Origin of the sequence: Altererythrobacter epoxidivorans (genome assembly GCF_001281485.1) — a bacterium.
GTDB lineage: Bacteria > Pseudomonadota > Alphaproteobacteria > Sphingomonadales > Sphingomonadaceae > Erythrobacter > Erythrobacter epoxidivorans.
In genome coordinates, this window is sequence record NZ_CP012669.1 from 1,735,509 (window position 1) to 1,749,916 (window position 14,408).

Annotated in this window: 15 protein-coding genes and 1 tRNA gene; 8 read left to right on the forward strand and 8 right to left on the reverse strand. The window is 62.0% G+C overall.

Features of this window, described 5'->3' with window-relative positions; all coding sequences use genetic code 11:
• Positions 1 to 7: 7 nt before the first annotated feature.
• Entirely contained in the window at positions 8 to 991 is a 984-nt protein-coding gene (locus tag AMC99_RS08745; protein WP_061925563.1) for an asparaginase, read from the reverse strand.
• Entirely contained in the window at positions 988 to 2,019 is a 1,032-nt protein-coding gene (locus AMC99_RS08750; RefSeq protein WP_061925565.1) for a hypothetical protein, read from the reverse strand. Before AMC99_RS08750 ends, AMC99_RS08745 begins: the two co-directional genes overlap by 4 nt.
• Positions 2,020 to 2,157: 138 nt before the next feature.
• Here AMC99_RS08750 and AMC99_RS08755 point away from each other — a divergent pair.
• Positions 2,158 to 2,233, forward strand: a tRNA-Val gene (locus AMC99_RS08755).
• Positions 2,234 to 2,243: 10 nt separating this feature from the next.
• Here the strand turns inward: AMC99_RS08755 and AMC99_RS08760 are convergent.
• Positions 2,244 to 2,693 (reverse strand): TlpA family protein disulfide reductase, encoded by a 450-nt coding sequence (locus tag AMC99_RS08760; RefSeq protein WP_338021430.1) that lies wholly within the window; start codon positions 2,691 to 2,693, stop codon positions 2,244 to 2,246.
• Between the two features lie 145 nt (positions 2,694 to 2,838).
• Between AMC99_RS08760 and argH the strand changes: the two genes are divergently transcribed.
• From argH to AMC99_RS08780, 4 genes are read left to right on the forward strand one after another with little or no spacing between them, the layout of a single operon-like run.
• Positions 2,839 to 4,215 (forward strand): argininosuccinate lyase, encoded by a 1,377-nt coding sequence (argH, locus tag AMC99_RS08765; RefSeq protein ID WP_061925570.1) that lies wholly within the window; start codon positions 2,839 to 2,841, stop codon positions 4,213 to 4,215.
• Positions 4,212 to 4,448, forward strand: a complete 237-nt coding sequence (locus AMC99_RS08770) for a lipoprotein (RefSeq protein WP_061925573.1) — start codon at positions 4,212 to 4,214, stop codon at positions 4,446 to 4,448. The genes argH and AMC99_RS08770 overlap by 4 nt, the downstream gene beginning before the upstream one ends.
• Before the next feature lie 12 nt (positions 4,449 to 4,460).
• On the forward strand, positions 4,461 to 5,720 hold the full coding sequence (gene lysA / locus AMC99_RS08775; RefSeq protein ID WP_061925576.1) for a diaminopimelate decarboxylase: 1,260 nt from the start codon (positions 4,461 to 4,463) through the stop codon (positions 5,718 to 5,720).
• A gap of 12 nt (positions 5,721 to 5,732) precedes the next feature.
• Complete coding sequence (locus AMC99_RS08780) at positions 5,733 to 6,530, forward strand: precorrin-2 dehydrogenase/sirohydrochlorin ferrochelatase family protein (RefSeq protein WP_061925578.1); 798 nt, start codon at positions 5,733 to 5,735, stop codon at positions 6,528 to 6,530.
• Here AMC99_RS08780 and AMC99_RS08785 read toward each other — a convergent pair.
• From AMC99_RS08785 to AMC99_RS08810, 5 genes are all read right to left on the reverse strand, one after another.
• Positions 6,527 to 7,495, reverse strand: a complete 969-nt coding sequence (locus tag AMC99_RS08785) for a helix-turn-helix domain-containing protein (RefSeq protein ID WP_061925581.1) — start codon at positions 7,493 to 7,495, stop codon at positions 6,527 to 6,529. The two genes, AMC99_RS08780 and AMC99_RS08785, sit on opposite strands and share 4 nt — an antisense overlap.
• A gap of 68 nt (positions 7,496 to 7,563) precedes the next feature.
• Positions 7,564 to 8,142, reverse strand: coding sequence for a L,D-transpeptidase family protein (locus AMC99_RS08790; RefSeq protein ID WP_061925584.1), 579 nt, complete (start codon positions 8,140 to 8,142; stop codon positions 7,564 to 7,566).
• 84 nt (positions 8,143 to 8,226) lie between these two features.
• Positions 8,227 to 9,516 (reverse strand): adenylosuccinate synthase, encoded by a 1,290-nt coding sequence (locus AMC99_RS08795; protein WP_061925587.1) that lies wholly within the window; start codon positions 9,514 to 9,516, stop codon positions 8,227 to 8,229.
• Between the two features lie 757 nt (positions 9,517 to 10,273).
• Positions 10,274 to 10,696, reverse strand: coding sequence for a hypothetical protein (locus AMC99_RS08805; protein WP_157058287.1), 423 nt, complete (start codon positions 10,694 to 10,696; stop codon positions 10,274 to 10,276).
• Positions 10,697 to 10,777: 81 nt separating this feature from the next.
• Positions 10,778 to 11,041 carry a hypothetical protein gene (locus tag AMC99_RS08810; RefSeq protein WP_061925598.1) on the reverse strand — a complete coding sequence of 88 codons (264 nt, stop codon included), beginning with the start codon at positions 11,039 to 11,041 and terminating at the stop codon, positions 10,778 to 10,780.
• Positions 11,042 to 11,368: 327 nt separating this feature from the next.
• On the opposite strand from AMC99_RS08810, the gene AMC99_RS08815 reads away from it, so the two are divergent.
• From AMC99_RS08815 to AMC99_RS08825, 3 genes are all read left to right on the forward strand, one after another.
• Positions 11,369 to 11,911, forward strand: a complete 543-nt coding sequence (locus AMC99_RS08815; RefSeq protein ID WP_157058288.1) for a hypothetical protein — start codon at positions 11,369 to 11,371, stop codon at positions 11,909 to 11,911.
• 488 nt (positions 11,912 to 12,399) lie between these two features.
• Entirely contained in the window at positions 12,400 to 13,215 is an 816-nt protein-coding gene (locus AMC99_RS08820) for an aldo/keto reductase (protein WP_061925604.1), read from the forward strand.
• Positions 13,216 to 13,295: 80 nt separating this feature from the next.
• Positions 13,296 to 14,378: a DUF5694 domain-containing protein gene (locus AMC99_RS08825; RefSeq protein WP_061925607.1), complete on the forward strand. Its 1,083-nt coding sequence runs from the start codon at positions 13,296 to 13,298 to the stop codon at positions 14,376 to 14,378.
• Positions 14,379 to 14,408: the final 30 nt, after the last annotated feature.

Genomic DNA, 14,408 nt, shown 5'->3' on the forward strand with positions numbered 1-14,408 from the left:
CGACGCGTTAGCGCGCGTCGAACGCAGACTGTATGGCGGCGGGGTCGGTGGTCCCGCCCGCCAGCAGCAGCATCAGCAGTACGCGAGCCTTTTGCGGGTTGAGCGCGCGCGCCGCGACGAAGCCGCGAGCATCGTCTTCCACCTCGACATTGCGATCAACCATTCCCTCGTCCACCCGGCTCGATCGAACGACGGGGACGCCTGCGGCAACAGCCTGCTGAAGCGCAGCCAGCACGCATTCGGGTGCATTCCCCTGCCCCATCCCGGCGAGCACGATGCCCTTGCATCCGATACCGAGCAGCGCCTCCACCGGCTTTTCATCCATCCCGGCACCTGCGATCAGGATCGCGACGCGCGGCAGCGCCTCCGGCCAGGCGAACCGGGCCCTTTCTCCGATCCGTGCCGCAGGGCCGAACCAGTCGAGAGTGCTCGGCGTAACGCGGGCAAGCGGCCCTCTCGGAAATCCCTTGAAAGCATCGATGTTGCTGGTGGCCGCCTTGCGCACATCTCGCGCAGCGAAGACCGTATCGCCCATCACGACCAGCACGCCGCGATCGCGGGCAGCCGGGTCGCGCGCAACCTGCACGGCATTGGCGAAATTGCGCATGCCGTCGCTTCCCACGGCATCGGCGGGCCGCATCGCGCCTACGAGGATCACGGGCATCCCGCAGTCGAGCGTGAGATCGAGCAGGAGCGCTGTTTCTTCCGCAGTGTCGGTGCCGTGGGTGACGATCACGGCGCAGATATCGGGATCGGATTGCGCCTCCAGGATCGCTGCGTGAAGCGCCTGCCACTCCGGCCAGCCGATGTCCTGCGATCCGATCGATGCGATTTCGCGCGTATCGAACTGCGCATCGATACCGAGCGCCCTCGCCTCGGCCAGCATGGCGCTCGCCCCGATCTGTCCCGGGCGATAGCCGCTGCCAAAAGCGGAGCCGCCGCTGCCCGCAATCGTTCCTCCGGTCGTCAGAACCCTGATCGTGTCGGTCATGCCGCGAAACTCTCTCCGGACTTGAACGCTGATCTACCAGTACAATGTGCCGATATGGCTTTCGGAGCATAGGCCAAACCGGCAAGCAGGGCAGGCAACATGTTCAGCGACCAATAGGAATTGTCCGGTCGCGCAAAGATCGCGATCACGCCGAAATATCCAAGCATCACGGCCATCCCCCGCGCCGGTGAAAGTATCGACCAGCCCACGAATGAAAGTGCCAGCATCGCAGCAAAGAGCATGATCGGTAGCTGTCCGAACAGGCTGTAATCCGACATCACATCGACAAATCCTGCCCAGCCTTGCAGGCCGAGCCAACCCCCGGACGTCAGGTCACCTGGCTGGAGTTGGGCTGAAACCATCTGGGAATGATACGCCATCAGGGCTGCGAACAATGCAGCAACGACCAGCCACGCCGACATTTCATTCCAGCGACGCTGGTACAGGGCAAAGGCCCCGAAAATCGCTCCGAACAATAGCGCATGTTCGCGTATCGAAACCGCCAACGCGGCAAGCAGGACCGTGGGGAGCCATCGCTCTTTCGTATACAGCCCCAGTGCCAATGTCAGAAGCAGTCCCGACCACAAGTCGTGCGAATGTGCCATCTCGGTGGAGACGGCAAGGAATGCCGAACTCGTCATCGCAACGGCAGCAACCGCGCGTTCAACCACGCTCCCGGGCAGTCTGACGATCCAGACAAGTATGGCGAGAAACGCCAGTGCGAGCGCGCCAACGCGCGCTGGAACGACCGACTGAAAAAGAGCCAAGGTCGGAAGGCGGACGGTGTAGAACGGTTGGAGCGGATAGTTCCGCTCGCGGTGCAACTGCGCTGCCGTTTCGTAATAATCGCTTCCCGACGCGACCCCTTCGGCAACGTCGACATAGAGGTCGATATCGGTGAGTTCGACGGTGTCTGGCGTTAGGCTCGTGTCGATCGGCGGAGAGCCGACATTCGAAACCGAAAAGATCGCCCACACCAGCAACACGGCGATTGCCGCGCATTTCAGTTTCGGAAGGCCTCTCGACATGGCTCTTTCACTAGCGTGACTAGCCGGGAGTGACGAGTGCCAAGGGAGCAATTGTCCAAGTTTCGACGAATTGCGCTTTCAGCAATTGATTTTGAAGATTTGCACGCTAGATAGCGCTCTTCCCGAAGCGGGGCCGTGGGGCGATTAGCTCAGTTGGTAGAGCATCTCGTTTACACCGAGAGGGTCGGCAGTTCGAGCCTGTCATCGCCCACCACCGCCGCTTCTCAGTTGCCGATCGCCTCTTCGATCGCAGCGCGCGCTTCCTCGCTATCCCATTCGTAGCCCCCCGCCACGCGGAAGATTTCGGTGCCGCTCGCATCGTAAAGCACCGTCGTCGGCAAATTGCCCTGGAATTTGAAGCCAAGCTCGTTTTCGGTGTCCAGCCACGGTTCGAGATTACGGAATTTCTTTTCGGCGAAGAATGGTTCGACCAATTCCGCGCCGCGCAGGTCCTGGCTCACCGTCACAACCCGCAGCCGGTCGCCGAATTCATCGGCAAGGTTATCGAGCATCGGCATTTCGACCACACAGGGCGCACACCATGTGGCCCAGAGGTTGACCAGCACCGGTCGGCCCTGCAGCGCGGCCAGGTTCAGCGTCTTGCCAGCGGGGTCGACGAGTTCGACTGCAGGCATCAATTCGCCCGCGAAGCTGCGATCTATCGCCCCGTCCAAGCCCTGCTTTGCGCTCGCCAATTCGCCCTGTTGTTGCGCAGGCTGTTCAGGCTCTCTATCGCAGCCAGCCAGTAACAGCGCTGATGCGAGACCAAGGAAGGGCATTGTGAGCGATAGCCGTAAGGACACGTCGGGCTCCAATCAGATGTGGGGCGGCAGGTTTGCCGAAGGCCCTAGCGCGATCATGCGTGAAATCAACGCCTCTATCCCGTTCGACAAGGCGCTGTGGCGGCAGGACATCGCAGCGTCGCGCGCGCATGTCGCCATGCTCGGCGCGCAAGGCATCGTATCGCCCGAGGATGCAGCGACCATCGACGGCGGACTGGCCAGGATTGCGGACGAATACGAGCGAGACGGGGTTCCGGAAGACTGGGATCTGGAAGATATTCATATGACGGTCGAGGCGCGGCTGACCGAACTGGTCGGCCCGGTCGCCGGTCGGCTCCACACTGCGCGCAGCCGTAATGACCAGGTGGCGACCGACTTCCGGCTGTGGGTGCGCGATGCGAACGACCGCGCCATTGCCGGGATCGATGCCCTTCAGCGGGCGCTCGTCGAACGGGCCGAAGAACACGCCGACAGCGTGATGCCCGGCTTTACCCATTTGCAGACCGCGCAGCCGGTGACGCTGGGCCATCACCTGATGGCCTATTACGAGATGCTGCGCCGCGATGCCTCGCGCTTTGCCGATGCACGAGATCGCGGGAACGAGAGCCCGCTGGGTGCCGCGGCGCTCGCCGGGACCGGCTTCCCCATTGATCGCGACGCGACCGCATTGGCGCTCGGCTTCGACCGGCCGACCGCCAACAGCCTCGACACCGTGTCGGACCGCGACTTTGCGCTCGATTACCTGATGGCGGCGAGCCAGTGCGCGCTCCATCTGTCGCGCCTTGCAGAGGAATTGATCCTCTGGGCAAGCCAGCCGTTCGGTTTCATCCGACTGCCCGACAGCCTTTCGACCGGCAGTTCGATTATGCCGCAGAAAAAGAACCCCGATGCCGCCGAACTCGTGCGCGGCCACGCCGGGCGGATCGTCGGTGCAACGACGGCTCTCATGATCACGATGAAAGGCCTGCCCCTCGCCTATTCGAAGGATATGCAGGACGACAAGCCACCGGTTTTCGAAGCCGCGGGCCTGTTCGACCTGTGTCTCGCCGCAATGCAGGGAATGATCGCGGGCGCGACGTTCAATACAGACAGGATGCGCGCCGCTGCCGGCCTCGGCCATGCAACCGCCACCGATCTTGCCGACTGGCTGGTCCGCGCGGCCGATATCCCGTTCCGCGAGGCGCACCACATCACGGGTGCCGCGGTAAAGCTGGCAGACAGCAAGGGTTGTACATTGGAAGACCTGTCGCTCGGCGATTTGCAGGCTATCGACCTGCGGATCGATGACCGCGTGCGCGAAGTGCTCACGCTTGATGCATCCGTTGCTGCGAGAAAGTCATTCGGCGGCACCGCACCAGACCAGGTGCGTCAGCGGATAGCCGACGCGCGCCGGGCACTTGGGATGAACTCATGAAGAAACTTGCTGCTCTTTCGCTGGCAATCCTGATCGCTGCATGCGGACAGAAGGCCGATCTCGAACCGCAGGCCGGCCAGACGCTGCCCCCCGCTCCACATGGTGCAGAGGCTCCGCCAGATTCCGAAGAGCTGTTGGAATTGCCCGCGCTTGCGGCACCAGAACGCAGCGTCGAGCTTCGTCGCCGTTCCGAGGAACGCGAAGACGATCCGTTCGATCTTCCCCCAGAATAGGCTGGACGAAAAATGGACCATTTTGCCTATCGTGACGGCGTCCTGTTTGCCGAAGATGTGCCGCTGCCGCTGATTGCGGAAGAAGTCGGCACCCCGGTTTACGTCTATTCGCGTGCGACGCTGGAGCGCCATGCCCGTGTGTTCACCGAAGGGCTGGCCGATGTGCCGAAGAAGCTGATTGCCTTTGCCGTCAAATCTAACCCGAACCTGGCCGTCCTCAACGTGCTGCAGCGCGCCGGTTTCGGTGCCGATGTCGTTTCGGGTGGCGAATTGCGGCGTGCGCTTGCAGCCGGCATGGCACCCGAGATGATCGTATTTTCCGGCGTCGGCAAGACGCGGGCGGAACTGCAGCTCGGCCTCGACGAGCGGATCGGGCAATTCAACATCGAATCGCGCGAAGAAGGCCGCGAGCTGGCAGAGCTTGCGGCAGAACGCGGTGAACGTGCCCCTGCCTGCCTGCGTATCAACCCCGATGTCGATGCAAAGACGCACGCCAAGATTTCGACCGGCAAGGCCGAAAACAAGTTCGGCATCCCGCTGGTCCATGCACGCGAAGCCTACGCAGAACTGGCCGCACTCGAAGGGCTCGACCTGCGCGGAGTGGCAGTCCACATCGGCAGCCAGTTGTCCGATCTCGAACCGCTCGAAACCGCTTTCGGTAAGATCGGCGAACTCGTCGAGGACCTGCGCGCGGCCGGTCACACGGTTACCCACGTCGATCTCGGTGGTGGACTGGGCGTGCCCTACAAGGCTGGCGAAACCATGCCCTCGCCGGCAGAATACGGGGAGATGGTCGCCCGCGTCACCCGCGACTGGGGCGTGCACCTGACGTTCGAACCGGGCCGTGTCATTGCCGGTAATGCAGGCGTCCTGCTGACCCGGGTGGTTCGCGTGAAGCGGGGCGGCAATGGACCGCCATTCGTGATCGTCGATGCCGCGATGAACGATCTTGCCAGGCCCGCTCTCTATGGAGCGTGGCACGATTTCGACGCTGTAGAGCCGACCGGAGAGCGGATGACCGCCAACATCGTCGGTCCGATCTGCGAGACGGGCGATACCTTCGCTCGCGATCGTGAATGCGATGCGCTGCAATCGGGCGATCTTGCCGTGTTCCGCACCGCAGGCGCGTATGGCGCGACCATGGCAAGCTCTTACAACTCGCGCGGTTTCGTGGCCGAAGTGCTGGTCGATGGCGACCGCTACGCAGTGGTAGCTGACCGCATCGACGCTGGCGCGATCATGGATGCAGAGCGCGTCCCTGACTGGCTCTGACGAGCAGCAACGATGATCTCGTCGCTGCCGCTGTTCCATCGCATACAGGGCCAGAAGGTCCTTGTGCTGGGAGACGGCGACGCGGCCGAACCGAAGAAGCGCCTGGTCGAGCGTGCAGGCGGCGAAGTCGAAACCGACATGCAGCGCGCCATCGACGAAGGTGTGCGGATCGCCTTTGTCGCCTACGAAGATGCGCGCGCCTGCGAAAACGCGGCGATCAATTTGCGCTGTGCAGGAATGCTGGTGAACGTGGTCGACATGCCATCGCTGTGCGATTTCACGACGCCGAGCATTCTCGACCGTGACCCGGTGCTGATCGCCGTCGGCACGGGAGGAGCATCGGCGGGGTTGGCAAAGCACCTGCGCTTGAGGCTGGAACGGATATTACCGCAAGGTCTGGGGCGCCTGGCCGAAGCCCTGTTCAGCGCGCGAGATACATTGCGAGAGAAATTTCCCGAAGCATCGGGCAGGCGGCGTGCACTCGACGAGGCCTTGCGCGAGGGCGGCGCCCTCGATCCCTTCAGGGAAGGCTCCGCGGATTCGGTCGACCAATGGCTGGAGCGGAGCAGCTTGCCGCAGGACAGGCTTGAGGTTTCATTCGACGTTTCCTCCGGCGATCCTGAAGATTTGACGATCAAACAGGCGCGGTGGCTGGGCGAAGCCGACACGGTCCTGATCGATAGCGAGGTCCCCGATACGATCTTGGCGCGAGCGCGGGCAGACGCCGCGAGGCTGCCCTATAGTGAAAAGGCACGAACGGCGGCGACCACAGGCCTGACCGTTATCCTGCGCTACCGTCCGACCGCCTAGGCCGCGATCGCTACCGGCTCGCCGATTTCCGCGAAATAGCGCGCCATCCCGTCGACTGCGCGGTCGCTGAGCGAGATGAAAGCGCGGCGCCGGTCCTGCGCATCTTCGACCCGGTCGAACAGGCCGGAATCGATCATCTGCTTGATCCAGCGCAGCGCCGTTGTCGGCGGGACGCCCGATGCAATGCAAAGCGAGGTGACCGAGACGCGCTGGTGCTCGCAATAGGCTGCCGTCAGGTCGAGCAGCATGTCCCACGCCGGATCGGCGAACAGTTCCGCATCGAAGAATTGCGCGCGGGCCTGACGCTGGCGGATCAGGCGCCGCAGCACGCGTGCGTCCGGAAGCGGCGGCCGCGCAGTGCGCATGCCGACCGGAGGCTGCGTTTCTGCGTCCTCGCCGCGAAACTCGTCACGCCGATCGGCAAGGCTGCGCAGTCCGGCACCACGATCAGAGAGGCTGTCGATCTGCCGCGCAATCGCCTCGACCTGCTGCGACAGGTGCAGCAGTGCGACCCGATCGTCTTCCGACATTTCGCGGACACGGCCCGGAGCGGTGTGCGCAAGGATACGTCCGATCGCAACGACGCGCTCTCCGCGCGTGCAATTGACGAGGATCTGCGGCGCGCTTTGGTCGAAACATCCGAAAACATCGTCCAGCGCATCGAGCGAGGTGGAGACGATCAGTTGCGACCCCGAACGCGCAACCCGCTTGTCGAGCCGGCAGAGCGCCGCCATCCCTTCCGCATCGACCTGCGGACAATCGAGCAAAACCACGTCGCCCAGAACCGCAAGCTGCCCCGCAATCAGGGCGCCAATATCGCCGCAGGTGCCGATCCTGAAACCTGCCCCGCGAAGGTCCTCTGCAATCTGGTCGCGCAGATACGGCCTGTCCGCAAAAACCGAAACACTGACAGGCAGGCCTGCCGGATCGGAGGGCGCGTCATATGTGAAATTGGCCTGGACCATCGAATCACTCCGTAGAGGTACGGAACAATAATGGAACAAATTGGGATCAAGTCAAGAATTCAGGCACTTCACTGCCGTATCTCGATCGGCGTCCCGTCGGGCACAAGTTCCCATATTTCCTCGATTTCCGCGTTCGACAGCGCGATGCAGCCGTCGGTCCAGTCGCCCCGCATCCTGAGGTTCGAGGCGAGCCCGTTGGGCTGGCCGTGCAGGAAAATGTCACCGCCGGGAGAACGCCCGTAGGCGCGCGCATATTCGCGGTCGCTCGCATTGGGATAGGAAACGCGCAGGCTAAGGTGATAGGAGCTCTGCGGGTTGCGCGTATCGATCGTGTAGCGGCCCTCTGGCGTGCGTTCGTCCCCCTCGAAACGCTTGTGTCCCATCGGTGCATCGCCGAACTGCAGCCCGCGATAGGCGCGAAAGGCCTCGCCCCGATGATAGAGCACGAGGATCCGGTCGCTCTTGTCGACGAGGACGAAATCCGCGACGCGCGGCACCATCCGCCGCGCTTCCCTCGGGACGCCATAACTCTGCTCGAGCGTGGGAGCCGCTTCTGGCGTGCCGCGCTCTGCCACTTGCGGGGCGGCGCAGGACGTCACCGCCAACGCCCCTACAAGTGCACACAAAAGGCCGCCGTTCCGCTTCATGCCTGCCAAGCTATCGCGGCAGGTCCAACATCGCAATTCCGTAAGACCCCACGGTCCCGCCGCGGGACCGGTCGTCCTGCCAAATCAGTCGATGAAGGGATCGCGCACCAGGATGGTGTCGTCGCGTTCCGGGCTGGTCGATACCAGCGCCACCGGTGTTTCGATCAGTTCCTGCACGCGCTGGATGTACTTGATCGCATTGGCCGGAAGGTCGGCCCAGCTGCGCGCTCCAGCAGTGCTCTCGCTCCAGCCGTCCATTTCCTCGTAGATCGGTTCGACTTCGGCCTGGTCGGCTGCGTGCGAGGGGAAGTAGTCGAGGATCTTGCCGCGCAGGCGATAGCCGGTGCAGATCTTCACCTTGTCCAGACCGTCGAGCACGTCGACCTTGGTCAATGCGATGCCGGTCACGCCGCTGATGGCGCAGCTCTGGCGCACCAGCACGGCATCGAACCAGCCGCACCGGCGCTGGCGGCCGGTGACGGTGCCGAATTCATGGCCGCGTTCGCCCAGTCGCTGGCCGACCTCGTCCTGCAGTTCGGTCGGGAACGGGCCGCTACCGACGCGGGTGGTATAGGCTTTGACGATACCCAGCACGAAACCGGTCGAATTGGGGCCGAGACCCGAACCCGCCGCCGCCGTCCCGCTGACGGTGTTGGAACTGGTGACAAAGGGGTAGGTGCCGTGATCGATATCGAGCAGCACGCCCTGCGCCCCTTCGAACAGGATGCGGGCGCCGGCCTTGCGCACCTTCTTCAGGCGTTTCCACACCGGCTGAGCGAACCTGAGCACGAAGGGTGCGATTTCCTTGAGGTCGGCAAGCAGCCGCTCGCGATCGACCGGCGGCTGGTCGAAACCGGCTCGCAGCGCATCGTGATGCGCGCACAGGCGGTCGAGCTGCGGTTCGAGCGCGTCGAGATGTTCAAGATCGCACACGCGGATCGCGCGGCGACCGACCTTGTCCTCATAAGCCGGACCGATTCCGCGACCGGTGGTGCCGATCTTGCCCGAGCCCGCAGCCGCTTCGCGCAGCCCGTCGAGATCGCGGTGGATCGGCAGGATCAGCGGGCAGTTGTCGGCAATCGCGAAGTTGTCGTCAGTGATGCTGACGCCCTGGCTTTCGAGCTTCTCGATCTCGGACTTCAGGTGCCACGGATCGAGCACCACGCCGTTCCCGATGATCGACAGCGTGCCGGTGACGATCCCGCTGGGCAACAGCGACAGCTTGTAGGTGGTGTCGCCGACGACGAGCGTGTGCCCGGCGTTGTGACCGCCCTGGAAACGGACGACGGCATCGGCGCGGCTGGCGAGCCAGTCGACGATCTTGCCCTTGCCCTCATCGCCCCACTGGGCGCCGATTACGGTTACGTTGGCCATGCTTACACCTTACCCCCTGCCCGGGGGATCCTCATGGTCCTTCGACAGGACTCGACCGTGGGATTTGGATGAAGGGGCGAAATGCGCCCCGAATGCGCCGCGCGGGTTAGTGCGGCAGGGGGGCCTGAGTCAAGCAAGAGCACCACAAGTTTTCCTACAGGATGGAACACATGGAACACAGTCCAGGGGGCAAAATCGCGGGTCGTTGCGGACAGCTATTTCGGTCACGATTTCAGCAGGTTGAGGCCGGTTTCGAGGCATCCGAGCCGCATGCCACGGACGTGCGAATGTAGGAAAGTTCTGTTGAAAGAGATTATCGCCATTGGTGCCTCGGATCGGCCATGCTCCGAAGGTCCGCTAACGACCCAATTGCGGACATTTATTGGAGGCGTAGCCCGACAAGTGAGCTCTTATCGGATTGTCGGAGCGAGGCCTTTCTGTTGGCTCACTTCCTTCTCAACCGCCCTAATGAAAATGTCCCCGTACTGTTCCGTTGAGCTGAAATTCTGTTCATACTCGCCAATGTTATGACCTGCTCCAAAGGCGCTCTTCAGACGGGAGACAATTTCGGGCCTCTCCTCAGCCAGGAATCTAATCAGTGTCTGGAGGATACGAGCGTGTGCCAACACCCGCCGCTCCAGATCGGTATCTTCCGGTTCCATGTTCATTTCCTCTAATCTTCGGCTTTCCGTTAGAGCAGGGTCGAGCATCATCCCGATCGGGATGTGCGGGCTTGAAGTTGTTGCTCTGAGATCTCTTACGAGCTGTGCATACGATCGGCGGATTGCTGCCGTTTGTGCTCCGCCATCGCGAGTGAGAGATCCTGATAAACGTAAGGCCCGACTTGATACTCGCGAACGAGCTTCATTTCGATACCCTCTGGAAGGGGGGTATGCGGGTGGCGCACTGCCCCGCCCTCGTCTTCCCACGATGCAATCGGTTCGGTGGCCGAGCCTTGGGAGGCATCACCCGCATAAGTGCCATAGATGATGGTCGACCGGTCTGCTGGTTTAGATGGCTTATCGATCATCGATTTTACCTTTCTAAGCGCGCGAATGCGCTCGGCATATTCGGCGACCTTGGCGAAGTGATTGTCCCGCTCCGCCCCGTCACCGGAGGCGGCGGCCCTCATCACCGCGGCCTGGTGCTCGTGCAGCAATTCGTTGAGGTCCATTGACATGACATGTTCCTGATGCGGAGGATGATGGGGACGGGCGGAATGAACCGGGCGCATCCCGCAGATGCGCCCGGTCATCATGCGTCAGCCCTGCTGCTGGCTGGCCTGGTCGCGCTGCTTTCCGTCCTGGCGGACAGACTGCTCCTGCTGGCGCAGGTTGGTGGCGCATTCCTTGCCGCCATCGGCCTGCTTAGTTTCATAGCTGAAACGCTGGCCGGACTTGGGGGTGGAAGCTTCCTGCTGCAGGTCGGACTTGCCGAAATCGAGCACTGCGCCGCCCTGTTCGGGTGCGATCGTGCCACTGCCCTTGCCGCTGTCATAGCTCCTGATGTTGCCATACTTTGTCATGGGGAATGTATCCTTTCATTTCGCGCAGGCGTTCATCAGCGACCGCTTGTGCGCGGGGCTAGAAGGCGAAATGGAAAGAAGGGAGGGCAACTGGCCCTCGGGACCGTCGATCGCGACTGGTAGCTACTAGCTATATGGGGGGGATACTTATCCAAACAAGTAGGTGATGTGAAAACGATCGCAGAATCGATATTGATAGCGACGCTGTCGGGCGTCCGCTTTCCACCCATCTGACGACGCTTTCGCCGAGCTAACGATGTGCCAAGAGCGGACCGGCGGATAACGACCCAATTGCGGACGTCGAGTTGAATGGCCATGATAACCGCTATGAAAACCTTTGCTGCCTCCACTCTAGTCTTAGTTTTGGTGGGCTGTGCGACATCGACGATCTCGCCAATGAACAGCGACTTTTCTCCACCGGCGGACGCAGAACTTGTGAGTGGTTTCGAACTTCGGGACCGGTACAGCCTTCCAAAGTACATAGTCGGCACCGCCATTTACGTGGACAGCGTCGCAGTCCACCATGACTACACCGAAACCAGTACGATTGTCTGGAAGGACACGGCGGGCGAATGGCAAAGAAGTCAAGTAGTCGAAGTTGGCCCAGGAGGACTTCTCGACATCGAGCGGAAATTGGTGAGTAACGAAACCAGCTCTCTTACAAAGGTACAAGCCGAGAGCTTGGATAGGCTGATTAGAAGGGCCGACCTTTACAACAGTGAGGTTAATCGGACTGGAGAAATTGGAATCGGTGCGCCTCGACATATTATGGCAATTGTTACTCCATTCGGACGTACGACCATCGAATGGGATGGCCGACTTCGAGGTAAGAGCGGCGCTGTTGCAGATATCGTTCTCGGCCACGACTGAGGTCTGTTTTCCACCCAGCTAACGACAATCAACCCGATTGCGGACATTCTGTGACGCGCTAACGTGGGAGTGTGATCAAGTTGCTTCATCGCGTCCGTCGAATGATCGATCGAGGATGGATCCGAGTAGGATGGGCAGGAAGGCCGACGCTGCGGCACCAAGTTATCGCATCCGTTCCCTTGGTCGCTGGCATGCTCCCCGCAGTTGTGTTGGAGCGTTATTCTTACGCGGCGGGTGCCATCATCGTTGCGGCGGGCATCTTACTTTACATCGCAATTATCACATGGATACATCTTCGGCGCATGGCTGGAGTGGGCTCATTTTCCACCACGCGGTCGGAGCGCTTCATCAGGCGAAACCGGCGGCAAAGAAACATGGCTGCGACACAGACCCCGCGCGATGAGCGCACGAATGACAGCTAACCACACAAACCCGGCCATTCCGGAAACATCGCTCCTCTCGCCCATTAATGTGGCAAAGGAGTATTTATGACCTACCAACCTACCCTCACCCTCAACGACGACCGCCAGATTCCCCAGCTCGGTTTCGGCACATGGGAAATCGCCCAGGACGATGCCGCAGGTGCCGTACGCACCGCGCTCGAGGCCGGATACTGGCTGATCGACACGGCAGCGATCTATCGCAACGAGGCGGGCGTCGGCGAAGGGATTGGCGACTGGTCCGACATCTTCCTCCAGACCAAGATCTGGAACGAGAGCCAGGGCTATGACCGAACGCTGGCCGCAGCCGGCAAGTGCCTCGGCAGGCTGGGCCGCGACCACGTCGACATGCTGCTGATCCACTGGCCCTGCCCCGACAAGGGTCTGTTCGTCGACACCTGGAAGGCGCTGATCGAGCTGCGCGACCAGGGCAAGGCGAAGTCGATCGGCGTATCGAATTTCCGCGAGGACGACCTGAAACGCATCGTCGATGCAACCGGCGTCGTCCCAGCGCTTAACCAGATCGAGCTTCATCCCAGTTTCCAGCAGCGCGACATGCGCAAGGTTCACGAGGACATGGGGATCGTTACGCAAAGTTGGTCGCCGCTCGGCCAGGGCAATGCCTTTGGCAACGATACGATCTCTGCCATTGCCGAAGAAACCGGCCAGAGCGCGCCCGCCGTCGTCATCCGCTGGCACATCCAGCACGGTTTCAGCACGCTGCCGCGTTCGACCAACCCGGATCACATCCGCGACAATTTCAAGGCGCTCAGCTTCGAATTGAGCGACGATCAGATGGAACGGATCGACGCGCTCGACAGCGCCGATGGCCGCATGGGGCCCGACCCGGCGAAATTCTCGTGACTTCGTGAAACTTCAATGCCTTGACGCTTGACTGTATTAGAAGCGCATGACACTCCGCCACTTCCCTGCCGGAGAATGTCATGTCGCTTCTACTCGCTGCCGCCCTTGTGGCGTCCGCCCCCGTCGCCCTTCCCGCAGATGGCGATCCGGTCGATGTCGTGGATGCGGCGGCGCGTGAACGCGGCGATCGTTCGCAGATCCTGGTTCTCGGCACATGGCATCTGAGCGCGCTGCCCAAGGAATTCGATCTCGAGCGGTTCGACGCGCTGCTCGACCGGCTAAAGGAATGGGCGCCCGAAGCGATCGCGATCGAGAACCTTTCCGGATCGCAGTGCGATTATCTCAAGGAATACGAGCACCGCTATCCGGGGACCTGGGAAAATTACTGCCCCGATCCGTCGGCTGCGCGGGCGACAACGGGCCTGAGCGCGAGCGAAGCGGATAAGGAAATCGCCGAACTGCTTGCCGAAACCGGCAAGAACCGCAGCGCCGCCGAGCGGCGGCGGCTGGCCGTGCTGTTCCTCGTGACGGGCGAGCCCGATTCCGCGCTGGTGCAATGGTTGCGCCTGCCAGAGACAGAGCGGCGCGCCGATGGTGCCCTCACCGCCGACTTCGCCGATATGCTCGACAAGCGGATCATGCGGCGCAATGAATCCTCGCTGATTGCAGCGCATCTTGCTGCGCGGCTCGGCCATGAGCGTGTCTATCCGGTGGACGACCACACCGGTGACGATGCGAGCGGTCCGTTCGACTACAATGTCTATGGCCCCGAACTGCGGGAAATCTGGGACAATGACGCATCGACGCAGCGCGGGGACATCTACAAGGACTGGAACGCGAGGCTCGACGCGGGCGACCTGTCGGTCATCGAATGGTACCGGATGATGAACACGCCTGAGCATTCCCGGCTGACCATGCAGGGCGATTTCGGCGCCGCTGCCGGGGCACGAAGCCCGAGCGGCACCGGACGCCAATACCTCGCCTATTGGGAGACGCGAAATCTGCGCATGGTCGCGAACCTGCGCCATGTGATCGGCCCTGGCCGCCGCGTCCTCACCCTGGTCGGGGCATCGCACAAACCCTATTACGAGCGCTATCTCGGCATGACGAGCGACGTCGAACTGGTGCCGGTCGACGCCGTGCTTGCCGATCCTGCGGAATAGGCTGCAAGCCGCGCAGTGACACTTCGCGAC